At 33.4% G+C, this 24923-nt stretch carries 24 protein-coding genes; 10 read left to right on the top strand and 14 right to left on the bottom strand.

Annotation, left to right across the window (positions count from 1 at the left end):
• Positions 1-259: 259 nt before the first annotated feature.
• The 3 genes from DM397_RS16805 to DM397_RS16815 all read right to left on the bottom strand — a co-directional run bounded on the left by DM397_RS16805 (position 260) and on the right by DM397_RS16815 (position 2551).
• Positions 260-691, bottom strand: a complete 432-nt coding sequence (locus tag DM397_RS16805) for a hypothetical protein (protein ID WP_111378640.1) — start codon at positions 689-691, stop codon at positions 260-262.
• 266 nt (positions 692-957) lie between these two features.
• A complete protein-coding gene (locus tag DM397_RS16810; protein ID WP_111378641.1) occupies positions 958-1365 on the bottom strand; it encodes a hypothetical protein in 408 nt (135 codons plus the stop codon).
• Between the two features lie 7 nt (positions 1366-1372).
• A complete protein-coding gene (locus tag DM397_RS16815) occupies positions 1373-2551 on the bottom strand; it encodes a glycoside hydrolase family 88 protein (RefSeq protein ID WP_111378642.1) in 1179 nt (392 codons plus the stop codon).
• A 118-nt stretch (positions 2552-2669) separates the two neighbouring features.
• Here DM397_RS16815 and DM397_RS16820 point away from each other — a divergent pair, with 118 nt between their 5' ends.
• The 5 genes from DM397_RS16820 to DM397_RS16840 all read left to right on the top strand — a co-directional run bounded on the left by DM397_RS16820 (position 2670) and on the right by DM397_RS16840 (position 7128).
• Complete coding sequence (locus tag DM397_RS16820; protein ID WP_111378715.1) at positions 2670-3065, top strand: ribosomal maturation YjgA family protein; 396 nt, start codon at positions 2670-2672, stop codon at positions 3063-3065.
• Positions 3040-3618 carry a non-canonical purine NTP diphosphatase gene (locus tag DM397_RS16825; protein WP_111378643.1) on the top strand — a complete coding sequence of 193 codons (579 nt, stop codon included), beginning with the start codon at positions 3040-3042 and terminating at the stop codon, positions 3616-3618. Before DM397_RS16820 ends, DM397_RS16825 begins: the two co-directional genes overlap by 26 nt.
• 203 nt (positions 3619-3821) lie before the next feature.
• Positions 3822-5741, top strand: a complete 1920-nt coding sequence (locus tag DM397_RS16830; RefSeq protein WP_111378644.1) for a DEAD/DEAH box helicase — start codon at positions 3822-3824, stop codon at positions 5739-5741.
• A gap of 173 nt (positions 5742-5914) precedes the next feature.
• Positions 5915-6697, top strand: coding sequence for a carboxypeptidase-like regulatory domain-containing protein (locus tag DM397_RS16835; RefSeq protein WP_111378645.1), 783 nt, complete (start codon positions 5915-5917; stop codon positions 6695-6697).
• Between the two features lie 92 nt (positions 6698-6789).
• On the top strand, positions 6790-7128 hold the full coding sequence (locus tag DM397_RS16840; protein ID WP_111378646.1) for a DHCW motif cupin fold protein: 339 nt from the start codon (positions 6790-6792) through the stop codon (positions 7126-7128).
• A 71-nt stretch (positions 7129-7199) separates the two neighbouring features.
• Here DM397_RS16840 and DM397_RS16845 read toward each other — a convergent pair whose 3' ends face one another.
• Complete coding sequence (locus DM397_RS16845) at positions 7200-8660, bottom strand: aminoacyl-histidine dipeptidase (protein WP_111378647.1); 1461 nt, start codon at positions 8658-8660, stop codon at positions 7200-7202.
• 206 nt (positions 8661-8866) lie between these two features.
• Here DM397_RS16845 and DM397_RS16850 point away from each other — a divergent pair, with 206 nt between their 5' ends.
• The 3 genes from DM397_RS16850 to DM397_RS16860 all read left to right on the top strand — a co-directional run bounded on the left by DM397_RS16850 (position 8867) and on the right by DM397_RS16860 (position 11218).
• A complete protein-coding gene (locus DM397_RS16850; protein ID WP_111378648.1) occupies positions 8867-9928 on the top strand; it encodes a DUF3810 domain-containing protein in 1062 nt (353 codons plus the stop codon).
• 154 nt (positions 9929-10082) lie between these two features.
• Complete coding sequence (locus tag DM397_RS16855) at positions 10083-10577, top strand: RNA polymerase sigma factor (protein WP_008462500.1); 495 nt, start codon at positions 10083-10085, stop codon at positions 10575-10577.
• A gap of 8 nt (positions 10578-10585) precedes the next feature.
• The gene (locus DM397_RS16860; protein WP_111378649.1) at positions 10586-11218 is read left to right on the top strand and encodes a hypothetical protein; all 633 of its coding nucleotides are present in this window, start codon (positions 10586-10588) and stop codon (positions 11216-11218) included.
• Positions 11219-11220: 2 nt separating this feature from the next.
• On the opposite strand, the gene DM397_RS16865 is transcribed toward DM397_RS16860, so the two are convergent.
• Positions 11221-12051 (bottom strand): lysophospholipid acyltransferase family protein, encoded by an 831-nt coding sequence (locus DM397_RS16865; protein WP_111378650.1) that lies wholly within the window; start codon positions 12049-12051, stop codon positions 11221-11223.
• A 132-nt stretch (positions 12052-12183) separates the two neighbouring features.
• Positions 12184-12828 (bottom strand): NUDIX hydrolase, encoded by a 645-nt coding sequence (locus DM397_RS16870; protein WP_111378651.1) that lies wholly within the window; start codon positions 12826-12828, stop codon positions 12184-12186.
• Between the two features lie 92 nt (positions 12829-12920).
• Between DM397_RS16870 and DM397_RS16875 the strand changes: the two genes are divergently transcribed.
• Positions 12921-13358 (top strand): DUF4268 domain-containing protein, encoded by a 438-nt coding sequence (locus DM397_RS16875; RefSeq protein WP_111378652.1) that lies wholly within the window; start codon positions 12921-12923, stop codon positions 13356-13358.
• Between the two features lie 130 nt (positions 13359-13488).
• Here DM397_RS16875 and DM397_RS16880 read toward each other — a convergent pair whose 3' ends face one another.
• From DM397_RS16880 to mnmA, 4 genes are read right to left on the bottom strand one after another with little or no spacing between them, the layout of a single operon-like run.
• Complete coding sequence (locus tag DM397_RS16880; RefSeq protein ID WP_111378653.1) at positions 13489-13899, bottom strand: hypothetical protein; 411 nt, start codon at positions 13897-13899, stop codon at positions 13489-13491.
• A 20-nt stretch (positions 13900-13919) separates the two neighbouring features.
• Positions 13920-14864, bottom strand: coding sequence for an NAD(P)H-dependent flavin oxidoreductase (locus DM397_RS16885; RefSeq protein WP_111378654.1), 945 nt, complete (start codon positions 14862-14864; stop codon positions 13920-13922).
• Positions 14865-14869: 5 nt separating this feature from the next.
• Positions 14870-16477: a S8 family serine peptidase gene (locus tag DM397_RS16890; protein ID WP_111378655.1), complete on the bottom strand. Its 1608-nt coding sequence runs from the start codon at positions 16475-16477 to the stop codon at positions 14870-14872.
• 44 nt (positions 16478-16521) lie between these two features.
• Entirely contained in the window at positions 16522-17709 is a 1188-nt protein-coding gene (gene mnmA, locus DM397_RS16895; RefSeq protein WP_111378656.1) for a tRNA 2-thiouridine(34) synthase MnmA, read from the bottom strand.
• Between the two features lie 142 nt (positions 17710-17851).
• Between mnmA and DM397_RS16900 the strand changes: the two genes are divergently transcribed.
• Positions 17852-19729 (top strand): PEP/pyruvate-binding domain-containing protein, encoded by a 1878-nt coding sequence (locus tag DM397_RS16900; RefSeq protein WP_111378657.1) that lies wholly within the window; start codon positions 17852-17854, stop codon positions 19727-19729.
• Here the strand turns inward: DM397_RS16900 and DM397_RS16905 are convergent.
• The 4 genes from DM397_RS16905 to DM397_RS16920 form a co-directional block, all read right to left on the bottom strand.
• Positions 19726-20283, bottom strand: a complete 558-nt coding sequence (locus DM397_RS16905) for a DUF4956 domain-containing protein (protein WP_111378658.1) — start codon at positions 20281-20283, stop codon at positions 19726-19728. The two genes, DM397_RS16900 and DM397_RS16905, sit on opposite strands and share 4 nt — an antisense overlap.
• An 89-nt stretch (positions 20284-20372) precedes the next feature.
• Positions 20373-21098, bottom strand: coding sequence for a toxin-antitoxin system YwqK family antitoxin (locus tag DM397_RS16910; protein WP_111378659.1), 726 nt, complete (start codon positions 21096-21098; stop codon positions 20373-20375).
• Between the two features lie 93 nt (positions 21099-21191).
• On the bottom strand, positions 21192-23105 hold the full coding sequence (gene yidC, locus DM397_RS16915; protein ID WP_111378660.1) for a membrane protein insertase YidC: 1914 nt from the start codon (positions 23103-23105) through the stop codon (positions 21192-21194).
• 81 nt (positions 23106-23186) lie between these two features.
• Complete coding sequence (locus DM397_RS16920; RefSeq protein WP_111378661.1) at positions 23187-24800, bottom strand: CTP synthase; 1614 nt, start codon at positions 24798-24800, stop codon at positions 23187-23189.
• Positions 24801-24923 lie beyond the last annotated feature (123 nt).

The following is a 24923-nucleotide window of genomic DNA, read 5'->3' on the forward strand; positions in this document are numbered from 1 at the left end:
CCGTAGGAATGTCTCATTGGTAGAATTAAATTTGAATTGTTGTTACGCGTAAGTTCCGTAGGAACGTTTGATTAACAATACATATATTCAACATAAAAAACAGGTGTCCCTATAGGACACAATGCAAAACAAAACCATTTTTTTTCTACCGATGAGATATTCCTATCGGAATATTAAAAATTGTTTATGCCTATAATTTTGCCGTTTCTTTACTTCTACCAATGAAATATTCCTAACGGAATATTAAAAATGTTTATGTTTATAATTTTGCCGTTTCTTTACCTTCTTTTGCAGTTCCTTCTAAAACTGCTAATTCTTCTTGATCAACTAATTCCTGCGCCAAAATAGCATTATTATAAGCTAAGAAATACACATCAAACTTTACTCCTTCAGCAATAAGAGAAGAAGAAATCTGGTCGTTCTTGATCATCTCTTTTAATAAGTCTGGAAAAGATTCTTTGTAGGCTAATTTATTTGCATCGTTTTCTTCTAAATTGGTTTCGATTCTAATTTCGATTTTATTATCATTCAGAAAAGCTTTTGCTGCAGTACTGGTAATACCACTTCCTTTTATAGAAACTGAATTATTGTAATTACTTACATGTTCCTGTATTTTCTGTTTGGTATTTTTACAGCTAATTAAAAATAATGCAAAAGCAAGCACGAATGCGATTTGGGTAATTTTTTTCATAATTTTTTGGTTTAATAGTTATTTTTTTAACTCAAACATAATTAATTCATAACATAAAAACAACATTCAATTACAAAAAGCATACAGATAATTCTTTGAATACAAACCAATTATCTACTTAAAAAAGCAAAATTTGTAAGAATAAAAACGTCTCATTTACACTTAATTTTAATCGCAAACATAAAAAAGTCTCTTTAAATAAATTTTAAAGAGACTTTTAATATGTAAGAATTAAAACGATTTGTTTTTCTACAAAGCTCAATCTTTTATTTCAAAAAATCTTTAAGCGATTCTCCCGTTAAGGTTTCTTTGTCTAAAACGGTATTATCATCTGCAAGAAAATAAACATCAAATTGAACTCCTTCTTCAATCAATTGCCTTGGAATCTCGTCCTTATCGATCATCAGTTTTATCAATTTTGGAAAAGAAATTACAGATGCCGATTTATTCACTTCATTTTGTTCTAAATCAGTTTCAAAACGTAATTCAATTTTATCATCGTTAATATAACCTCTTGCCGTAGTAAGCTTTACATTTTCGGCTCTAAAACTTGGAGCAATATTTTTGTTGTATGTAACAACATACTCTTGAAGCTTTTGTTTGGTATTTTTACAGCTTACAACTGTCAATACCACAATTATTGCAAAAGCAATCTGGCTTATTCTCTTTAGCATAATTTTTCTATTTTAGTTTTTGAAGTCTTAAAAGTGCTTCAAGATAGTAATAATCTGCGTAATTTATAGAACAATCTACCTCACTGTTTGCTGGTTTATGTCCTGTTGAATGCAGTAAAAATGCCGAATTTACATCATGACTTTGATAATTATCTGAAAGCGAAACAATCATCTTTTTAGCTTTCGTTAAATATTCTGCTTTTAAATTCTTGTCTTTTGTATATGAACTTAATTCTAAAAGTGCAGACGAAACAATGGCTGCGGCCGAAGCATCTCGAGGTTCATTAGGAATATTTGGCGCATTAAAATCCCAATACGGAATTAAATCTTCAGTTGTTAATTTATCTAAATAAACTCTTGCTACTTTATGAGCAAAATCTAAAAACTTAGCATCTTTTGTTTCTCTATAAGTCATTGTAAAACCGTAAATCGCCCACGCCTGACCACGCGCCCACATACTGTCATCACTATATCCTTGCGCAGTTCTTCCTTTTATCTTTTTCCCAGTTTCGTAATCGTAAATTATGACATGATAAGAAGTGTTATCTGGTCTAAAATGATTTGCCATTGTAGTTTCAGCATGTTTTACAGCTATGTCGTATAATTTTTTACTTCCGCCATTTTTTGAAGCCCAAAATAAAAGCTCCAAATTCATCATATTATCAATAATGGTATTGTGTCCTCCCATTTTATTGTGAGGCCAAGATTGAATTGTTCCCACTTTCGGATTAAAAAGTGTTGCCAATGTATCTGCAGTTCTTAAAATAATCTGTTTGTATTCCGGGTTTTTAGTCAATCTGTATCCATTCCCGAAACTATTAAAAACCTGAAAACCTAAATCGTGATCTCCTGCTTTACTTGTAGATAATGGCGTTAAAAAACGACTAAATTTATCAGCTTCTTTTTCCCATTTTTTATCTTTGGTTGCTTCATACAAAAACCACAATTCTCCAGGCCAGAATCCGCTAGTCCAATCTTTGTACCCAACAAATTTCCATTCATTGCTTCCGTTTGGAACTGTTCTCGGAGAAGTCCCATCATTTGGAATTACTTTTAAAGTTTTTGAAGCTTGTTCTGCGCAATAATCCAATTGTTTTTTAATATTAAACGAATTATTTTTTTGAGAATAGCCTTGATTTCCTAAAAGGAACAAAGCTGCAATCAGGGTAAAAAATTTTGCCTTCATGTGGTTATTTTGATAGATAATTAATTAAACCCATAAATGTATGAAATAAAGTAAATCAATTTGGATTTTGTATTTTTGTCTAACTAAATATGTACAATTGTTACAGCAAAAACCTATTTTGAACAAATCAAGAATCTATTATTTCTTAGTTTTTCTTTGCATTATTTTCGGTGGAATACTTTCAAGAAAAATCTCTTTTATTCCTTTATGGATCGGCGATTTTCTATATGCCGCGATGATTTACTTTTTAGTTCGAGTGTTTTTTCCATCAAAAAAGTTCTTCTTTATTATACTACTTTCTCTTTTTATTTGTTATTGCATTGAGTTTTTACAGCTTTATCAAAGCGAATGGATTGTTGATCTTAGGAAAACACTTTTGGGCAAATATGTATTAGGTCAAGGATTTTTATGGTCTGATATTCTTGCTTATACGTTTGGAATTGCAATTGCCTTTATTACTGAAAAATCATTTTTAAAACACTACAATCATGAATCTAGTTTTCGCATCAAATAACAAAAATAAAATTGCAGAAATTCAAAGCATGCTTCCAGAAAGCATTAAAATTTTAAGCTTAGAAGATATTAATTGTCTAGAAGACATTCCAGAAACAGCAGATACAATAGAAGGTAATGCTATTTTAAAAGCTGATTATGTAACCGAAAAATATGGTTATGATTGTTTTGCTGATGATACAGGTCTGGAAGTAAATGCTTTAAATGGAGAACCTGGAGTTTATTCTGCGAGATATGCAGGCGAGCAAAAAAATGCCGATGATAACATGGATAAGCTTTTAGAAGCTTTAAAAAATGAAGAAAACCGCAGTGCGCAGTTCAAGACCGTTATAACTTTAAACCTTAATGGAAAACAATATTTGTTTACCGGAATTGCAAAAGGAGAAATTACTTTAACCAAAACAGGCACAAATGGTTTTGGTTATGATCCTATTTTTAAACCCGAAAATTTTACTGAAACCTTTGCAGAACTGCCTTTGGAAACAAAAAATGAAATAGGCCATCGCGGAAAAGCGGTTAAGCAACTCATTGATTTCCTGAGCACCACAAAATAATTGTTTAAAATACAACATTTTAGAAGCTAAATTTTACATTTTACGACGTAATTTTTGGCGTGTTTCCTCATTTGTTGGAAAAATTTATTTTAATAAAACTGTAACTTTTTGATAATCAATTCCTAACAAATACATAATTCTTAAAATTGCATTAGTTTATCTGAATAATTAACAGTAATTTTGCACCCTATTTTAAAACACATATGAATAAATTTGAACAATTAGGATTGAATGAATCGTTACTGAAGGCGATTTTAGATCTAGGATTTGAAAATCCGTCAGAGGTACAGGAAAAGGCGATTCCCCTATTATTGGAAAAAGACACGGATATGGTTGCGTTGGCTCAAACAGGGACAGGGAAAACGGCAGCTTTCGGTTTTCCGCTAATTCAAAAAATTGATGCCGACAACAGAAATACACAAGCATTAGTTTTATCGCCAACACGCGAGTTATGTTTACAGATTACTAACGAACTTAAAAACTACTCTAAATACGAAAAAGGTATTAATGTGGTAGCAGTTTACGGAGGAGCTAGTATAACAGAGCAAGCAAGAGAAATAAAGAGAGGTGCACAAATTATTGTGGCAACTCCAGGAAGAATGCAAGACATGATTAACAGAGGTTTAGTAAACATTAAAAACATAGATTACTGTGTTCTTGATGAGGCTGACGAAATGTTAAACATGGGATTCTATGATGATATCGTATCTATTTTATCAGATACTCCAGACGAAAAAAGCACATGGTTGTTCTCTGCAACTATGCCGCAAGAGGTTGCTAGAATTGCAAAACAATTTATGAGCGAACCAGTTGAGATTACTGTTGGTGCTAAAAACTCAGGTTCATCTACGGTTTCTCACGAATTTTATTTAGTAAATGCTCGTGATCGTTACGAAGCTTTAAAACGTTTAGCTGATGCTAATCCAGACATTTTCTCTGTAGTTTTCTGTCGTACAAAAAGAGACACACAAGCTATTGCTGAGAAGTTAATTGAAGATGGATATAGCGCCGCTGCGTTACACGGAGATTTATCTCAAGCACAACGTGATGGTGTAATGAAATCGTTCCGTGGAAGACAAATTCAGATGCTTGTTGCTACTGACGTTGCTGCACGTGGTATTGACGTTGATAACGTAACACACGTTGTAAACTACCAATTACCTGACGAAATCGAAACTTACAACCACCGTTCCGGTCGTACTGGTAGAGCTGGAAAATTAGGAACTTCTATTGTAATTGTTACAAAAAGCGAGTTACGTAAAATTTCTTCTATCGAGAGAATCATCAAACAAAAATTCGAAGAAAAAACTATTCCTTCTGGAATCGAAATCTGCGAAATTCAGCTATTACACTTAGCAAACAAAATTAAAGATACTGAGGTTGATCACGAAATTGACAACTACTTACCAGCAATCAATAATGTTCTTGAAGATTTATCTAAAGAAGAATTGATTAAGAAAATGGTTTCAGTAGAATTTAACCGTTTCATCACTTATTACAAGAAAAACAGAGATATCTCTGTAGGTGGTGGCGAAAGACGTGAAAGAGGCGATTCTGAACCAAGAGAATTCAGCAATAATGGAGCAGTTCGTTATTTTGTGAACATCGGTTCTAGAGACAACTTCGACTGGATGTCATTAAAAGATTACTTGAAAGAAACATTAGATTTAGGTCGTGATGATATCTTTAAAGTAGATGTAAAAGAAGGTTTCTCTTTCTTTAACACAGATCCACAGCATACAGACAAAGTAATGGACGTTTTAAACAACGTACAATTAGAAGGTCGTCGTATTAATGTTGAGATTTCTAAAAATGACGGTGGCGGAAGACGTGACCACAACAACCGTGGTGGCGGAAGACGTGATTCTGGAAGAAGAGAAGGAAACTTCGCTCCAAGACGTGAAGGCGGATTCAGAAGCGATAGAGGTTCTTCAAGAGACGGAGGTTCACGCGAAGGCGGATCTCGTGATGGAGGTTTTAGAAGCGACAGAAACTCATCTTCAAGAAGAGAAGGCGGTTTTAGAAGCTCTGCTCCAAGAAACGAAGGTGGTTCAGATAGAGCTCCAAGACGTTCAGAAAACTTCGGAGATAGTTCAAGACCAAGAAGATCAAGAAGAGATTAATACTTCAATTTCTTAAAATACAAAATCCCAAATTCCAATTTTATACGGAATTTGGGATTTTTTCTTATATCCAATAATCTTATCAATGTCTTTGTTAATTTTCTTATAATTAAATTCCAAGACTGCGAGATATTTAATCCCTATTTACTACTTTTAGAGCTTTAAATCAGGATATGAAATATTTCGCAATTTTCTTTTTTACACTTCTCGCTAACATTGGTTTTGCGCAAGATACGCAAGATGCACAGCCAACAGTTCCACAAAGAGTTTCAGGTTACGTTATCAATGACGACAGCAAACAACCACTTGCTGGAGTAAACATCATTAACACCAACAAAGTGCGTGGTGCAAAATCTGACGAAAAAGGATATTTTGAAATTGATGTACAAGTCAACGATACGCTACATTTTTCTATCCTAGGATTTCAATCGCTAAGAATCAGAGTTACAAATGACTGGATTAAAAATAAAGTAACTAGAATTCAGCTTACCGAAAAAGCAATTGCTTTGGAAGAGGTTGTTATTGCTCCGTTCTCTCTAACAGGATATCTTGAAATTGACTCAAAATTAATTCCAACAAAAGAAAACTATCGTTACAGTATTTCTGGTCTTACACAAGGTTATGAAGCTGGAGAATATGCACCAAATGCCTTTGGAAAAGTCCTCGGTTCCATTTTCAATCCTGCCGATATGCTCTATAATTTCTTTGGAAAGAATGGAAAAGAACTCAAGAAGCTAAAGGAAATGAAAAAGGATGACACTGTACGAACACTTTTAGAATCTAAATACGATCGCGAAACGGTTGCAGTATTATTAGGCATTAGCAAAGACGAAATTCCTGAAATTATGCATCGTTGCAATTATTCTGATTCATTCATTCAGACAGCAAATGACCTCCAGATTATGGATGCAATCAGTGCTTGTTACGAACAGTATAAAGTTTTGAAACGAAATTAAACTCACAACATAAAAAATCAATCCTCATTTTTAAAACTGAGGATTTTTTTTTGTTTTAAATATAACTACTAACAACCTAAACCACAAAAAAAATGTCTACAATACCTTTTCAGACGATCGATTGGAGTCAAATTGAAAAAACAGAACACATAGGAGAAACCGGAACAGCTTATTGGCAGACCATACAATTAGGAGGTCTACGTGTTCGAAAAGTTGTTTACAGTAAAAATTATCTTGCTGATCACTGGTGCCAAAAAGGACACATTGTACATTGTTTGAAAGGGGATTTCATCAGCGAATTAGATAACGGTGAAAAAATGACATTAACAAAAGGAATGACTTATATTGTTTCTGACGATATGAGTTCTCATCGCTCTATTACAACTAAAGGTGTCGAATTGCTAATAATAGACGGGGACTTTTTAGTTTAGTCTCAGTTTAGTTTACAGTCTCAGTGTGCAGTTTTATAAAACCGAGTACTGAGACTGTGACTGAAAACTATTTATTTAACTGGTATATTAGAAAGAATTTCTAATACAAATCTCCAATATTTTTGAGCAGAAGAAATACTTGCTCTTTCATCTGGAGAATGTGCTCCGTGAATAGTTGGACCGAAAGAAATCATGTCCATATCTGGATAATTTGTTCCTAAAATTCCGCACTCTAAACCAGCATGACAAGCCACAACTTTTGGCTGTTCGCCATTTTGTTTTTCGTATATCTCTTTTAAAACTTCTAAGATTTCAGAATTTACATTTGGCGTCCATCCTGGATAAGAACCAGAAAGTTCTACTTCGCATCCAACCAATTCAAAAGCAGAACGTAACGAATTAGCCAAATCAAATTTTGAAGATTCAACAGAAGAACGTGTTAAACACCCAACCAAAATCTCTCCGTCTTTGATAACAACACGAGCAATATTGTTTGAAGTTTCAACCAGGTCTACCATATCAGCACTCATTTTATAAACCCCATTCTGAGCTGCATAAATCGCTCTGATAATTCCTTCTTGAACACCAAGCTCCATTACTTTCTCAGGCAAATCGCCTTTTACGATTTCAATAGATAAGTTTGGTTCAGTTGTTTTATATTCTGCTTTAATATCAGAAATGATTTCCTGCATATCATAAACATAAGCCTCATCAAACATCTGAGAAATAATTACTTTGGCAACACTTTCTCTCGGAATTGCATTTCTAAGACTTCCTCCGTTAATTTCAACAATCTGCAAACCGAAGTTTTCAAATGCATCAAATAACAAACGGTTCATGATTTTGTTGGCATTTCCTAGACCTTTATTAATATCCATTCCTGAATGCCCTCCATTTAGTCCTTTTACTGTAATGGTATAACCAACAGAACCTTCTGGAACTTCTTCTTCATGATACGTTCTTGTTGCTGTTACATCAATTCCACCAGCGCAACCGATATCAATTTCATCATCTTCTTCAGTATCCAAATTCAATAAAATCTGACCTTGAAGAATTCCTCCTTTTAAGTTTAAAGCTCCTGTCATTCCAGTTTCTTCATCAATGGTAAACAAAGCTTCAATTGCAGGATGCGGAATATCTTTGCTTTCTAGAATAGCCATAATAGTTGCCACTCCTAGCCCATTGTCTGCTCCAAGTGTTGTGCCACGCGCGCGAACCCAGTCACCATCAACATACATATCGATTCCTTGAGTATCAAAATCAAAAACTGTATCTGCATTTTTTTGGTGCACCATATCTAAATGCCCTTGCATAACGATTGGTTTACGGTTTTCCATTCCTGGAGTTGCCGGTTTTCTAATGATTACGTTTCTGATTTCATCTTCGAAAGTTTCTAGACCTAAGCTGTTTCCAAAGTTCTTCATAAACTCAATTACACGCTCTTCTTTCTTCGATGGACGCGGAACAGCATTTAAATCTGCAAATTTGTTCCAAAGTGCTTTTGGCTCCAGATTTCTTATTTCTTGACTCATTATATTTTGTTTGATGTTTAACAATTAACAGCTTCAAAGTTACAAAGTTTAATTGCTTTTTTGCCACGAATTGTACGAATTAGCACAAATTAAAACGGCTCTAAAACTGAATAAATCAATAATTACCGAAAATTCGTAGAATTCGTGACAAACTTTTTTCGATCATTCGATATTGTATTTATATTTACGTATCTAAAATTTACCTTGTGAAATCAAAATACGTTTTACCCTTATTTCTAATAGTTCAGATTATTTTTTATAAAATCCTTCCGTACTTTCCAGATTTTGTGGAGGGTTTTTATAGCAAAAACTTATTTGTTAGAATTTCCCATTTTTCAAGAACGCTTTTAGGCAAAGTCCCATTTTCTGTTGGTGACATCATTTATGCTCTTTTACTAATTTCTATAATTAGCTGGTTTTGGAAAATCAGAAAAACTTGGAGAACAGATTGGAAAGATCACCTTCTAACAATGTTGGGTAAGATTTCTGTTTTTTACTTTTTCTTCCATCTGCTTTGGGCTTTCAATTATTATCGCAAACCTCTTTTTGAAAAAATGGAAATCAAGAGAGAATATACTGATGCTGATCTTTTAAATTTCACTAAAAGATTAATTGCTAAGACAAATGAAGTTCAGCTTCAAATAACAAAAAATGACAGTGCTAAAGTTGTTTTTCCATACTCTCAAAAAGAATCATTTCAGTTGATTTTAAACGGTTATGATAATTTAGCAAAAGAACACCCTTATTTTAAATACGAAACATTAAGCGTAAAAAACTCATTATTCAGCGTTCCATTGACTTACATGGGCTTTGGAGGTTACTTAAATCCTTTTACAAACGAAGCTCAGATTAATTATTTATTGCCAATGCATAACTTCCCTCTCACCACATCTCACGAAATGGCACATCAGATTGGTTTTGCTAGTGAAAGTGAATGCAATTTTATTGGCCTTTTGGCTTCTGTCAAAAATGACAATTTATACTATCAATATTCAGGATATAGTTTTACTTTAAGCTATTGTTTAGGAATTTGGAAATATAAAAATGAAAAGATATTTAACCAATTAAAGAAAACCGTTCACGTTGGAATTTTAAAAAACTTTCAAGAAAGCCATGATTTCTGGAAAAAATACGACACCTTTATAGACAAAGGCTTTCATTTTTTATGGGATAATTTTTTAAAAACGAATAACCAGAAAGATGGAATGGAAAGCTATAGTAAGTTCATCGATTTGACGATTAATTACTATAAAACAAGAGAACTATAAAGTTTGCCACGAATTACACAAATTAGCACAAATTTTAGAAAACTCAACTTTAATCTATTCTGTTTGAGAAGTAATTCGAGAAATTTGAGTAATTCGTGGCAAAAAATAAAACATCAACTGTAACAAAAATGATTTCACAACTACTAATATAAATATGAGCGAAAATCTAGAACAGTCATTTGTTGCGCAGCTGCAGGCAAATCAGAATATAATCCACAAGATTTGTAGATTATATACTGCTGGCGAAGATGCTCATAAAGACCTGTTTCAAGAGATTACCATTCAGCTTTGGAAAGCTTATCCAAAATTTAGAGGCGACAGTAAATTTTCGACTTGGACATATCGTGTTGCCTTAAACACAGCGATTACCTTATACCGCAAAACCAAAAGAACTATATCGACCGTAGATTATGAAAACCATCAGCATTTTGTAAAAGATGTTGACTACAATTATGAAGAAGAAGAACAGATTAAACTGATGTACAAAGCAGTTTATCAATTAAATGACATCGAAAAGGCATTAGTTTTTATGTATTTAGAAGACAAAGATTATCAAGAAATAGCTGAAACCCTAGGAATCAGCGAAGTGAATGCGCGCGTGAAAATGAACAGAATTAAGGGGAAACTTAAAAAAATACTAAATCCTTAAAAATTATTATGAAAGAACTGGATTTATTAAAAAAAGACTGGCAAAAGAACTCTGATTCTTTTCAACAAATTTCTGAAAACGAAATCTATAAGATGATTCACAGAAAGTCATCTTCCATTGTAAAGTGGATTTTGATTATCAGTATTTTGGAAATTTCGTTTTGGACATTTTCAAACATTTTCATCAATACAGATGATGTCTTGCACAAAATGAATCACCCTGAAATTGTAACCGCCTTAGAGTTCCTTACCTATTTCAATTATGTTGTAGTTTTAATTTTTGTTTACATTTTCTATAAAAACTACAAAACAATTTCGACCACAATAGCCACAAAATCTTTAATGAGCGCTATTTTAAAAACCCGTAAAACGGTTCAATATTATGTTTGGTACAATTTAGGAATGATTGTAATTACAGCCATTTTAAGCTTCTTTATTGCTTTTGTATACAATCCAGACATGGAGTTTCTTAGAGAAAAGTTAGCCATGAACGGTAAAGCTATGTTTGTTACAATTGGTATATTATTCCTTGTAATTTTAGGCTTTTTTGGATTGTTCTGGTGTTTCTATAGAGTGATTTACGGAACACTTTTACGCAGATTATATACTAATTATAAAGAATTGAAAAAAATTGATTTTTAAATCTAATATTCATTTTCAGAATCCTTGTAACTCCATCTTCTCATTTCATTAAGTTCTTCTTGTGCTTTGATTTCTTCAGCAGGAATGACTTTTAAAAATGATGGATGCTGTTCGATTGCGTATTCTACTTTTTCAACGATTTGTTCGATCGTATCATTTTCATAATCAATATCAAGAGGTTCTTTGATGATGAAAGATTGCAGGATTCCTTTTTTCTTCATTCGAAGTCCTTTTTTGTCGAATGATCTGCGGAAACCATCAATTACAATTGGAATAACAAGCGGTTTGTGTTGTTTGATGATATGTGCAGTCCCTTTACGAACGGGTTTGAATGATTTTGTAGTTCCTTGAGGAAAAGTAATAACCCAGCCGTCTTCAAGTGCAATCCTGATATTTTCTGTATCGTTCGGGTTTACTTCTCGTTTTTCGGTAACATCAACACCTTTTGCACGCCAAGTTCTCTCGACTGTAATTGCTCCAACATAAGCTAAAATTCTTGGCAACAATCCTGCTTGCATGGTTTCTTTTGCTGCAACGTAATAAATATTCATTTTAGGTTGCCATAAATAACCGATATTTTTAATCGTGTCTTGACGTCCTGATAAACTGGCGTTAAAAACATGAAACATCGCTACAACGTCTGCAAAATAGGTCTGGTGATTGGAAATAAATAAAACATTAGTATCTGGAAGTGTCTTAATAATTTCAGATCCTTCAATCTGCAATTCGTTAAAACCTCTATATCTCTTATGAGTCATGGCACCTAGAACTCGGATTAACCATTTCTTGATGAATAATATATGCCCAAAAGGATTTCGTTTAAACAATCCCATAACTAATTTGTCTTATTTTTTTGTTAGGTCGCAAACATACAAAAATTATTCTTTTAGCAACACTATAAAACAATTTCTGCAATTAAGAGTTATTCAAATGAATATCAAATTATTAAATAAACTTTATCGAACTTATTTCACCATCGCTTCTTTTAAGACATCTCGCAGTTCGCTCAAAATCATTGCCGTGGCTCCCCAAACAATATGATTTTGAATATTAAAAGCAGGAACTAAAATATTTGCTCCATAAGAAGTTGATAATCTGGCTTCGATAATAATATCGTCATTTAAAAAAACAGACAAGGGCAGTTCGATAATTCCGGCAACTTCTCTTATATCGGGATAAAAAGAAAGTTCTTCTTTGGCAATTCCTAAAAACGGATGCACCAAAAAATTGCTTGGTGGAATATACATCGGCGAGAAACGTTTAATAATATCTATTTTATCACTTGTAACTCCGACCTCTTCATGGGTTTCTCTAAGTGCTGTGGTCTCAAAATTTAAATCTTCTTTTTCATACTTCCCGCCAGGAAATGCAATCTGTGCCGAATGAACACCTTCATAAGCATTTCTAACAATCAAAACCAGATGTGTTTTTTCCTGTTTGGGATAAAACAACATCATTACTCCCGCCATTCTGGCGTTTAACGTATTAATATCAAGATTTTTTAATCCCTCTATACGCTCTTTTGGAGCCATTTTTAAGTGCGATGTTACAGCTGGCAGCTCTACTGGAATTATATTGGGAACATATTTCAAAAAGTCTTGAAAATTCATAATCAAAGCTTATTTTTGTACTTTCAAATAAAACATAAATATACTCCAGAAAACGCAGTGCTACAAGTTTTCTACTATTAAAGCCTAAAAAAATGTACAGCAAAGAAGAATCACAAAGAATAAAAAGAGAATTTTGGGTAGCTTTTGCCGAAAAATATCCTCGTAAATGGGTACTTTATGATACAAAGATTAAAGACTTTTCTTTTAAGTTTTATGTTGACAACAAAAAAGCTCAGGTTTTAATTGACATTGAACAGCGAAGCGATGAAAAACGCATTGCTTATTTTGAAAAACTCGAGGCTTTAAAAAACATTCTCGAAGAAGAATTTATTAAAGATCTAGTTTTTGAGAAAAATTATACTCTTGAAAGCGGCAAAACCATTAGCCGAATATGGGTTGAAAAACTTGGTGTTGGCTTCAGCAATAAAAACACTTGGGATACTATTTTCGATTTCTTCAACGAAAATATGCATGCTCTAGAAATGTTCTATTTAGAATATGATGAGTTCATTAAAGATGTGGAAAATTGAGATTCTAAGATGCTAAGGTACTGATTTACTAAGCTTTAAATTTATATAACAAACCCGACAGGTTTTAAAAACCTGTCGGGTTTATTATTTTATCTAAATCCTAAAAAAACTTAGCATCTTAGAACCTTAACTACACAGTAATAATATTATACACAATTATATGATCATCGTAATTGATATAAAGCTGTTTTCGATAGTCCTGCTTTTTTCGAGTTATGATAGATAATTTACATTCTCGTCCGTCATTATCTTTGCAAATGAAAGAATAGGTAATATCAGTATCATTTTCTTCTCGTTCTATATAATCTAAAATATTGTATAGTTGAATTTCTTGAGAATACACAACAATTCTATGTTTATTGGTATCTAAAACCACCGAAAGATTTACCAAATCCAGATTAGACCATTCTCCCCATTTGCCTCTTTCATTTTTTTCTAGAACGCTAAATCCCGAAGTTTTAAAATGATAAGACTGACTCTGAACTTGTTGCAATCCAAAAACTAAAAACAATAACAATATGTAGGGGCGTAGGGAATTCATAAAATATTTCTTGCAGGTAATTAAAACTCAAATGTAATCTTTTCTTTGGATGCGGTTTCAAATTCGGCTATCATTTGTTGAACAATTTCTTCAACTGGCAAAATTTTATGAATCAGACCTGCTACTTGTCCAATTTCTAATTCTCCCTCTTCCAAATCTCCTTCAAACATTCCTCTTTTAGCTCTTGCTCTTCCTAAAAGCTGAACCAAATCTTCTTTAGAAGGGCATTTTTGATATAGGTCCTGAACATCCTGATAGAACTTGTTCTTTATCAATCGAACCGGCGCTAATTCTTTCAAAGTCAATTGCGTACCTCCTTCTAAAGTATTAACTATCGTTTCTTTAAAATTATTGTGTGATGAAGATTCTATAGAAGCAGCGAAACGGCTTCCAACCTGAACACCGTCTGCTCCCAAAATCATTGCAGCCAGCATTCCTCTTCCTGTAGCAATTCCTCCTGCAGCAATCAACGGAATCTTGATTTTTTCTTTAACCATCGGAATCAAAGTCAGTGTTGTAGTTTCTTCACGACCGTTATGACCTCCAGCTTCAAAACCTTCGGCTACAACTGCATGTACTCCAGCATCTTGCGCTTTCAAAGCAAAAGCACTGCTGCTAACCACATGAACCACTGTAATTCCTCTTTCTTTCAAAAAAGAAGTCCAAGTTTTTGGATTTCCAGCGGAAGTAAAGACAATTTTTACGCCTTCTTCGACTACAATATTCATAATTTCTTCAATATTTGGATATAACATCGGAATGTTAACTCCAAAAGGCTTGTCGGTTGCTTTTTTACATTTCTGAATGTGTTCTCTTAAAACTTCTGGATACATCGAACCTGCACCAATAAGCCCTAAACCTCCCGCATTACTGACTGCCGAAGCCAATTTGTAACCGCTGTTCCAGATCATTCCGCCTTGAATGATTGGATATTTTATATTGAAAAGTTGGGTGATTTTATTCATTAAAATTATTGCTTGATTATCTTTCCTGTTTTATGCAGATTATCGGCATCAAAACTATACAAATACAACCCGCTTTGAAGTGATTGTAAGGAAAGAACTGGATTTGAACTATTAACTTTTTCTTCTATCAATTTTTGTCCTAAGATAGAATAAATGGTTATCGATGCTGTATTATTTTCATTCAAAAAAGAAAACGAAACTTCATTTTTGGTTGGATTCGGATAAACTGCAAACGAAGCCTCCGCAATAAAACTGTCAACGCTTAATGCTGCACCAAAATTTGGAATTCCGTATCCGTAATTGTTATCAGGGTTGGCATATCTATCAGCAGATTGCAAAATCATCTGTCTTATTTCTTTATTTGTTTTTGATGGAAACGCCTGCCATAAAGAAGCGGCCATTCCTGCCATTATCGGACATGAAAATGACGTTCCGCTTGCTGTGCCAATATTCCCATTTGCATCAGAAACTGTAGCTGATACTCCTTGCGCCATAACATCTGGTTTTATTCTGTTGTCGTAACTTGGTCCGATTGAACTTGAACTAGCTCTTACTTTTGATGCATTAACAGAACCGATTGCTAATACTGAAACCGCATCTGCAGGCGAACCAATATGGTTTTCTGGCTGATTTCCTTCATTTCCAGCAGAAGCCAAAACCAAAATTCCCTTGTCAAAAGCTATCTCTGCACCGCGAGAAATAAAAGTTGTAATTCCGTTCATCTCGCTATAAGTATGATTATATCTAATTTCATCTCTATCCAAAAAATATCCCAATGAAGTAGTAATGATATCAACACCTAAAGCATCTGCTTTTTCTGCCGCTTCAACCCAAAGCGATTCTTCTAACGGAATCTCCTGTGCATCAATTTCTGTGATAAAAAGGTAATATGATGCATTTGGAGCTGTTCCCACCAAAGAATTTACTGTATACCCTCCCATAGTTGAAAGTACCGAAGTTCCATGAGAGCCACCTGTGTAAAAATTGCTGTTTCTAGTAGTATAATCGTAACCGCCTAGAATTTTATTATTATTTCTAAGATTTTCAAAAGGTTGAGCTGTATTCACACCTGGAAAACCAGCATCCATAACAGCTATGATTTTCCCCTCGCCAGTATAATTCTGCTGATGTAAAACTTGTCCATTCAACATCTGAATTTGATTTGCCGAATTTCCGTAAGAATAATCAATTGCAGTTTTTAACTGTTTGTGAACTTGGTTTACCGAAGCTTCAGAAACTCTTTTCCCTGTAGTATTTAAAGTTCTATCGGCAAATTCTACTCTAGAAACAAAAGACAGTGTCTTTAAGGCATTAATGTTCGATTGAGTCCCCTGAATATGAAGCGCATTGAGCCATTTAGACTGCGCTTTTACCGTAATTCCTGCACTTGATGTAATTTGATTTACATACGAAGTTTCCAAAGGAGCATCAGTAATATCTAAAGCAATATTCTGGTTCGTTCTTCGATCCAAAGCTCTTTGTGAAAGTTCGCTTAACGGATTGTCATAAAAAGCTTGTGCATTAGGCTTACCATTAAAATAAACCCACGCATCTTCCTGTGAAAATACCGTAAACGAAAGAAGTAATAAAAGAAAAGTAAAGTTATATCTCATCAATTTATACCATTAAGGGATTCACTCCCAAATAAAGTATAAAGCTAAGAAATTACTCCCGAACCAACTAATTCATTTTCTAAATACCAAGCAACAAATTGTCCTTCTGTAATGGCAGACTGCGGTTCTTCAAACTCCACATACATTCCGTCTTCAAACTGATACAAAACCGCTTTTTGCAATGGCTGACGGTAACGTATTCTTGCCATTACCTCCATTTTTTCTCCTGCTTTTAGCGTCATGTCTTCTCTAATCCAGTGTACTTCAGATTTTCCAACAAAAAGTGCTTTTTTAAACAAACCTGGATGCAGGCTCGACATACCTGTATAAATAGTATTGGTTTCAACATCTGTGGCAATTACAAACAAAGGATCTGTTGTCCCTCCCACATTCAGACCTTTTCTTTGTCCAACTGTAAAATAATGAGCGCCTTGGTGTTTTCCAACCACTTTTCCCATTGTTGGAATATAGTCTAGTTTTTGAGATTCTAACTTTAATCTTTCTTCCAAAGAAAGTTCAGCCGATTTCTCAATAGTATAGATAGGATCATTTTTATCTACTTGAACAATTTTACCTTCTTTTGGCTGTAGTTTTTGCTGTAAAAATTCTGGAAGACGAACTTTTCCAATAAAACATAAACCTTGAGAATCTTTCTTTTCTGCTGTAACCAATTCCATTTCAGCAGCAATTTCGCGTACTTCTGGTTTGGTTAAAGCTCCAATAGGAAACAAAGCTTTTGACAATTGCTCTTGAGACAACTGGCATAAGAAATAAGATTGGTCTTTGTTCACATCATTTCCGGCAATCAATTGATACACCGTTTTTCCATCCACTTCGATTTCGCTTTTTTGGCAGTAATGCCCTGTTGCTACGTAATCTGCACCAAGACTTAGAGCGATTTTCATAAACACATCAAATTTGATTTCGCGGTTACAAAGCACGTCAGGATTTGGAGTTCTCCCTTTTTCGTATTCGTTAAACATGTAGTCAACAATTTTTTCTTTGTATTCTTCGCTCAAATCAACAGTCTGAAACGGGATTTCTAGTTTTTCAGCAACAAGCAAAGCATCGTTGCTATCCTCAAGCCAAGGACATTCGTTCGAAATAGTAACCGAATCATCGTGCCAGTTCTTCATGAAAAGGCCAATAACTTCGTATCCCTGCTGCTGCAATAAATAGGCTGCAACACTAGAATCTACTCCACCTGAAAGTCCAACAACTACTCGTTTCATTTTAAAATGTTTAATTTTTTAAGGTTGCAAAGATACGCCAAATAATAGAAAATTTCAGCATGGTTTTCATTAGTTTAAGCAATCCCGCAGTAGATAAAACTTATTACTTTTTTAAGTACATTTAATCATACATTTTTAAAACATGAAAAAATACATTTACAGCCTGTTTTTCTTTCTTGCCTTAACTTCTTTAAGCGCACAGCGATTTAGCGCGTCTCTGCCAAATTATGAAGCGTATAAGGCGTTTAGAGGAAAACCTTTGTCTGATAAATTTTCGAATATCGAATCTGTAAAAGTGATTTATGACCTTCGAAAACAGAAAATGTATTATTTCAACAGCAGCGTTATTCCGCTTCATTACGATTTTGTAGTTAATTATTTAGGCTACAGCCAAGATCTCGAAGTTTTCAATAATGAAAATTATAGCGATACAGAAAAAAATAGAGATTTTCTTCTCGGAAATTTAAACCACATAAAAGGAACCGATAAATGGATTTTTGAACTCGCAGCTTCAGATCATATGCCTTTACCATTGATTGAACGTTTTTTTGGTATGGTTAAAAATTCCACATTTATAGGCGAAAAACTAAAATTTTATCTGAATAATCCAGAAATGATGGAATGGCTTCAACAGCAGAAATTCAAAATTCCGTGTGTAAAATCAGATTATATTTTTGGGGAAATTAAATATCAGGAAGTCGTTCGCGGCAGTAATATTGGAATTCTAAAAAAATACAAAATCAAAGAATTAGAGACTGTAAAACCTAATTCTGATGAAATCATTATTTTGGATGGAACTCCGGATATACTTCCAAACGTTCGAGGAATTATTGTAAATGAACTTCAAACTCCGTTAAGCCATTTAGTTCTTTTAGGAAAAAACAGAAAGATTCCAATAATGGCTTACACTGATATTGAAAAGGATAATAACATCAAAAAATTGTTGTCTAAAAAAGTAGAACTAAAAATCGAAGTCGATACTTTTTTTATTAAAGAAACAACCAAAAAGATTCCAGTAAAATCTGCTGGAAAAAAGAAAAACCTAATTATTGATAATAGCGTTACCGAATTAGTCAACTTATCTGAAATTCCAAAAAAGGGAGTTAATTATATTGGTTCGAAGGCACAAAACATGGCGTACTTAATTGCTATTTCGAAAGAAATTCCGTTTAAAGTTCCAGAAAATGCACATGCTATTCCGTTTTATTTTTACACAAAACACATTCAGAAAGCATCTATTTCTCCGCTAATTGCAGAACTTTTGGCTTTTCCTCAAAAAGATTCGGCAGTTTGGATTAATAAACAGCTTAAGAAGATTAGAGATGCCATCAAAAAAGAACATATTGATCCAGAATTAATTTCGAAATTGAACATTGCTTTTAAAGATGCAAAATTCAAAAATTTCAGATTTCGTTCATCTACCAATGCAGAAGATTTGGATGACTTTAATGGTGCAGGATTATATGATTCGAAAACAGGAATTATAGGCGATTCTATCAAAACTTTCGAAAAAGCCATCAAACAGGTCTGGGCAAGTGTTTGGAATGAGGCTTCTTATAACGAAAGAGAACTTTTTGGAATTGATCAGCAGAATATTGCCATGGGGGTTTTAGTACATCGTTCATTTCCTGACGAATTGGCAAATGGCGTTATTATCACTAAAAATATATTTAGAGAGAACTTTCCAGGAATTACAGTTAATGTTCAAAAAGGAGAAAACTCGGTTGTAAAACCCGAAAAAGGAGAAATCTGTGAGCAATTTGTTGCCTATCATTTTAATGACGGAAAAGACGAAACCGATTTTGATATCGATTATACTTCAAATTCAAATCTGAATAATAACGAGCCTTTATTAACCAGAAAAGAAATGAGCAATCTGTATGATGTCAGTAAAAAAATTGAAACCAAAATGTATCGCTATTGGCGCAAAAACCAATTTCATCCTGTAGATATTGAGTTTAAAATTGTCGGCGAAAAAAGAGATCTATACATCAAACAAGTTCGTCCTTTCAACGATTAATAGAATACTAATAAATCTATTTCGTTGGTTGCTGTATTGATTAAGACAATTCTAAAATCAAAATCATCAATCTTAATTTTATCTTGAATTGATTTTCTAATTACTTCTGAATTTAAAGAAAAACTATCGTCAAGCGGAATTTTCAGATCTACAGAATTCAGATATTTCGAAGCTTTTTTATTGACAATAATTGAAGCGACAATATAAAATCCGATAATAATTATTTGAAAGAACAGCAGTAATTCAATCTTTTCAAACGGATACATAATGTCTAAAATAGACAACGTGATTGTTGCAAATAGAAAGATGATTGCGTTTACGGTAAAGGATTGTGTTCTAAAACGAAGTATTGAAAAAATCGCAAATAATCCAAACCCTATTCCTACTCCAATTTCTATTTTAGTAAAAAGATAACAAAGCGAAAAAGTACAAAGCCCAACAATAACCATCAACGGATTTATGGTTGCATTATCTTTTCTGTTGGAAAAAAAATACAGAACTAAAATTGAGCAAAACAACAGTGAAAATCGTCCTAAAAGTTCATTTAAATCCATTGGTTAGAATAATTGGTTACTCAAATGTAATCAATTTATTCTTTACCTATTTTATTTTTTAATGAATGAATTCTAAACTTTTTAGACTACTACTTTTTCGGTGCCGTACCTTTTTCTGAAGCTTTATTCGTGTTTTTAGGATCACTCATATTTACTTCTTTTACCAATTTCCCTTTTTGATAAAACTGCCAGATTCCCGCCTTTTTACCATTTACAAATTTACCTTTAGAAGCAACCGATTTGTCTGAGTCATAGAAAACAGTCTGTCCGTTGTATTCATTATTCATGAAATAAGATTCTTCTAAAAGTGTTCCGTCTTGTCCTATTTTTTTATACGGTCCTTCTTTTAAACCATTTTTATATGTCATCTCCTCTGCTAATTGAGCATTTGGATAATAAATAGATTTCAAACCTTCTAGCTTTCCATTTTTATAATTCTCAACCGTCATCAAAACTTTAGAAGCTTTATGATAATATTTCCATTCCCCTTCACGAGCTTTTCCTATCTCCTTACCTTCGCTAACTTTGTTTTTGTTCTGATCATAAAAAATAGTGTACGAACTTCCATCATTTGCGCTAAAATCTCTTGTAGCCACAACGTCTCCTTTTTTAGTATCATCAAAAAATTTAAAAACACCAGTTTCTTTTCCGTGATCAAAAGTTCCTTCGTAGCGACGGCGTTTAGATTCAGCATAAGTGCCTTTCCAAAGTCCGTCTTTTTTTCCTGCTGCGTCGACTTTATTAATATCAGTTTGCGCATTCGAAACTAATGTGGTTAGGAATACTAATCCAAATATGATTTTTTTTGAGATCATGGTAAATTCTATTTTTAAGCTAAACGAAAATCTTAATTATAAAGTATAATGGTATAAAAAAATCCCGATAAATCGAGATTTTTTTATTGAGAATTATTTCTTTTTATTCTGAGCTTTTGCTGCTTCTTGCTGTTCCATTACTTCTTGAAGACGTTGCTGGAACTTACTTGGTTTCTTAGGCTCTCTTTGTTTGTTTTCCTGAATCTGAGCGTGAATCTTATCACTATCCACAATATAATTCTTGATAACAAACATAATTCCGATTGTAATTAAGTTCGAAATGAAGTTGTATAAAGATAATCCTGAACCGTAGTTGTTGAAGAAAATTAACATCATTAATGGCGAAACATAAATCATGATTTTCATCATTTTTGCCATATCTGGCATACCTTCTTGCTGAGGAGCAGCCATTTGCTGATCTCCCGAAGTCATTTTCATGTAGAAGAAAATTGCAATTGCAGCCAAAATTGGGAACAAACTAATATGATCTCCATACATTGGAATAGTGAATGGTAATTTTACAACCGAGTCAAAAGAAGATAAATCGTCTGCCCAAAGGAAACTTTTTTGTCTTAATTCAAACGCCGCAGGGAAAAACTGGAACGATGCATACATAAATGGCAACTGAATCAATGCCGGGATACATCCTGCCATTGGGTTTACACCTGCTTTGTTGTACAGTTTCATTGTTTCCTGTTGTTTCTTCATTGGGTCTTTTTTGAATTTCTCTCCCAACTCAGCGATATCAGGTCTTAAAACTTTCATTTTAGCCTGAGACAAGAATGATTTATATGTAATTGGCGACATTGCCAATTTGATGATAATTGTAAAAATAATAATCGCGATACCTAATGACAATCCGATTGTTGAACTTAAGAATCCGAATAATGGAATGAAAATCCATTTGTTGATCCATCCGAAAATTCCCCATCCAAGCGGAATAATCTTTTCGAAGTTTTTATCGTATGCTTTTAATGTTTTATAATCTGCAGGACCCATATACAAACTCATTTTGTAATCGATCTCTCCATTTGAAAACGCTAAAGGTAAATTAGCTCTAAACTGTTTAGTAAAAACAGTATCAATCTTTTCGTCTTTAACTAAATCATCAGATTGTAATTTTGAAGTTTCAAAAGGTTTTTCTGTAGATAAAATTGTAGTAAAGAAATGCTGTTTGAATGCAACATAACTAACTTTAGTAGGAGTTTCTTCTTTTCCTTGTCCGTGTGAACTTACGTTATTATATTTTGATTCTTCGTATTTGAAATCAACTTGTGCATAACGATTTTCATACGCAACGCTTTTTTCGTTTCTGTATGTTTTTAAATCCCATTGCAAATCAACTGGTTTAGCAGAATTTAAAACTCTGTTTAATCCTTGAGAACGAATATCAAAACCAACTAAGTAATCGTTAGGTTTAAGAATGTATTTATATTCTAAAAATTCATTTGCTCCAGCTTTCAAACGCATAGAAAGAACCTGGTCTGCACCAATTTTTTCTAATGTTGGTTCAAAATATAAATCTTTAGAATTTAATGTTCTATTGTCTGTAGTAAGAAGCTGTAAATTTAAATTTGAGTTGTTGTTTTTAATTAACTCAACTAATTGTCCAGAACCTTTTTTTAATCTTTCGAATTCTTTTAAAGTAGCTTCAACAATATATCCGCCTTTATTAGCAATCTTTAATCTTAATTTTTCGTTTTCGATTGTAGTAAAAGCTTCTTTTGCAGAAGGAAGTGTTGCAGAATAAGCAAATCCTCCTAAAGTTTTTTGCAATTGAGCCAATTGAACTGTATCTCCAGGAGTTACAGCTGCAGCTGGTAATGATGCAGTTTTAGCTTTATCTGCTTTTGCTTGTGCTTCTTGTTTAGCGACTAATTCTTTCTTGGCTTTTTCAGCAGCAATTTCTTTTTCAGAAGGCTGATTTTGATACATAATCCAAATCAAAATTCCAAAGATCAATACAAAACCAATGATTGAATTGAGGTCTAATTTTTTTTCTTCCATTATTAATTTAAAAAAGTTATTCGTTGAAGCTTATTAGTAATGAGTTTAACTCAAATGTTACATCTTCACAGAATATAATTATTATTTTTTATGTGCATTTACAGCAGCTGCCACAAAGTTCACAAAAATAGGATGCGGATTTGCAACGGTACTCTTGTATTCTGGGTGGTATTGTACACCAATGAAGAATGGGTGATTTTCAAGCTCCACGATTTCTACTAATCCTGTATCAGGATTAACTCCAGAAGCTTTTAAACCCGCTTTTTGCAATTCATCAGCATATTTATTGTTATACTCATAACGGTGACGGTGACGCTCCGAAATAATTTTTTCTCCGTAAATTCTGTATGCTAAAGTATCTGGTTTAATATCACATTTCCAAGCACCTAAACGCATTGTTCCTCCTTTGTCTGTTACGTTTTTCTGCTCTTCCATTAAACTTACAACTGGATGAGGCGTTTTATCGTTCATCTCAGTAGAATTCGCTTCAGCGTAACCTAAAATATTTCTAGAATATTCGATAACAGACATCTGCATTCCTAAACAAATTCCGAAGAAAGGAATGTTGTTCTCACGCACAAAACGAACTGCTTCGATTTTTCCTTCAATACCTCTTTCACCAAAACCTGGAGCAACTAAAACTCCATCAAGAGTTCCTAATTTTTCTTCCACGTTTTCAGCATTAATATGCTCTGAGTGAATAGAAATTACGTTTACTTTTGTTTCGTTTGCAGCTCCTGCATGAATGAACGCCTCTAAAATAGATTTGTAACAATCCTGCATTTCTACATATTTACCAACCAAACCAATATTTACCGTTTGTTTTGGACTTTTTAATCTTTTTAAGAAAGTATTCCAATTTTTAAGATCTGGAGATGCTTTTTTAGGTAAATCTAATTTCTTTAAAGCTACAACGTCTAATCCTTCTTCAAGCATTAAATTTGGAACTTCATATATAGTAGAAGCATCAATTGACTGAATAACAGCTTCTTTCTTCACATTACAGAATAAAGCTAATTTTTGACGTAATTCCTGAGACAATTCGTGCTCTGTTCTACAAACCAAAATATCTGCTTTAATTCCGCTCTCCATTAAAGTTTTAACAGAGTGCTGAGTTGGTTTTGTTTTCAACTCTCCTGCTGCTGCCAAATAAGGAACTAATGTTAAGTGAATCACGATTCCGTTATTTTCACCTAACTCCCAAACCAATTGACGAACAGATTCTATATAAGGTAGAGATTCAATATCACCAACAGTACCACCAATTTCAGTAATTACAATATCATAATCGCCAGATTTACCTAGCAATTGCATTCTGTCTTTGATTTCGTTTGTGATATGAGGAACAACTTGAACTGTTTTTCCTAAAAATTCTCCTCTTCTTTCTTTTTCAATAACCGAAAGATAAACTCTTCCTGTAGTAACGTTATTAGCCTGAGAAGTAGGAACGTTTAAGAAACGCTCGTAGTGTCCTAAGTCTAAGTCAGTTTCAGCTCCATCATCTGTCACATAACATTCTCCGTGCTCATATGGGTTTAGTGTCCCCGGATCAACGTTAATGTATGGATCAAATTTCTGAATAGTTGTACGGTATCCTCTTCCTTGTAACAATTTTGCCAAAGATGCCGCGATAATTCCTTTTCCTAATGAAGAGGTCACACCTCCTGTAACAAAAATATATTTTGTTTGATTCATTCTGTTGTTTGTTTGTAAGTAGTTGTGTAAAAAACTTGGCAAAAGTACAAATTTAATTAGACAATTTATCAATTCCAGAATGAGATAATTTTTAAAATTTTAGAGTTCTTTCGAATTAGATAA

The sequence above is a fragment of the Flavobacterium nitrogenifigens genome, from assembly GCF_003254565.1.
GTDB lineage: Bacteria > Bacteroidota > Bacteroidia > Flavobacteriales > Flavobacteriaceae > Flavobacterium > Flavobacterium nitrogenifigens.

Coding starts and splice junctions, on each gene's coding strand:
- DM397_RS16900 (WP_111378657.1), top strand. CDS start 17,852: ATGAAAAAATACATTTACAGCCTGTTTTTCTTTCTTGCCTTAACTTCT.
- DM397_RS16880 (WP_111378653.1), bottom strand. CDS start 13,899: ATGAATTCCCTACGCCCCTACATATTGTTATTGTTTTTAGTTTTTGGA.
- DM397_RS16805 (WP_111378640.1), bottom strand. CDS start 691: ATGAAAAAAATTACCCAAATCGCATTCGTGCTTGCTTTTGCATTATTT.
- DM397_RS16890 (WP_111378655.1), bottom strand. CDS start 16,477: ATGAGATATAACTTTACTTTTCTTTTATTACTTCTTTCGTTTACGGTA.
- DM397_RS16855 (WP_008462500.1), top strand. CDS start 10,083: ATGAGCGAAAATCTAGAACAGTCATTTGTTGCGCAGCTGCAGGCAAAT.
- DM397_RS16865 (WP_111378650.1), bottom strand. CDS start 12,051: ATGGGATTGTTTAAACGAAATCCTTTTGGGCATATATTATTCATCAAG.
- DM397_RS16870 (WP_111378651.1), bottom strand. CDS start 12,828: ATGAATTTTCAAGACTTTTTGAAATATGTTCCCAATATAATTCCAGTA.
- DM397_RS16830 (WP_111378644.1), top strand. CDS start 3,822: ATGAATAAATTTGAACAATTAGGATTGAATGAATCGTTACTGAAGGCG.
- mnmA (WP_111378656.1), bottom strand. CDS start 17,709: ATGAAACGAGTAGTTGTTGGACTTTCAGGTGGAGTAGATTCTAGTGTT.
- yidC (WP_111378660.1), bottom strand. CDS start 23,105: ATGGAAGAAAAAAAATTAGACCTCAATTCAATCATTGGTTTTGTATTG.
- DM397_RS16860 (WP_111378649.1), top strand. CDS start 10,586: ATGAAAGAACTGGATTTATTAAAAAAAGACTGGCAAAAGAACTCTGAT.
- DM397_RS16885 (WP_111378654.1), bottom strand. CDS start 14,864: ATGAATAAAATCACCCAACTTTTCAATATAAAATATCCAATCATTCAA.
- DM397_RS16845 (WP_111378647.1), bottom strand. CDS start 8,660: ATGAGTCAAGAAATAAGAAATCTGGAGCCAAAAGCACTTTGGAACAAA.
- DM397_RS16875 (WP_111378652.1), top strand. CDS start 12,921: ATGTACAGCAAAGAAGAATCACAAAGAATAAAAAGAGAATTTTGGGTA.
- DM397_RS16840 (WP_111378646.1), top strand. CDS start 6,790: ATGTCTACAATACCTTTTCAGACGATCGATTGGAGTCAAATTGAAAAA.
- DM397_RS16910 (WP_111378659.1), bottom strand. CDS start 21,098: ATGATCTCAAAAAAAATCATATTTGGATTAGTATTCCTAACCACATTA.
- DM397_RS16815 (WP_111378642.1), bottom strand. CDS start 2,551: ATGAAGGCAAAATTTTTTACCCTGATTGCAGCTTTGTTCCTTTTAGGA.
- DM397_RS16905 (WP_111378658.1), bottom strand. CDS start 20,283: ATGGATTTAAATGAACTTTTAGGACGATTTTCACTGTTGTTTTGCTCA.
- DM397_RS16920 (WP_111378661.1), bottom strand. CDS start 24,800: ATGAATCAAACAAAATATATTTTTGTTACAGGAGGTGTGACCTCTTCA.
- DM397_RS16835 (WP_111378645.1), top strand. CDS start 5,915: ATGAAATATTTCGCAATTTTCTTTTTTACACTTCTCGCTAACATTGGT.
- DM397_RS16810 (WP_111378641.1), bottom strand. CDS start 1,365: ATGCTAAAGAGAATAAGCCAGATTGCTTTTGCAATAATTGTGGTATTG.
- DM397_RS16825 (WP_111378643.1), top strand. CDS start 3,040: ATGAATCTAGTTTTCGCATCAAATAACAAAAATAAAATTGCAGAAATT.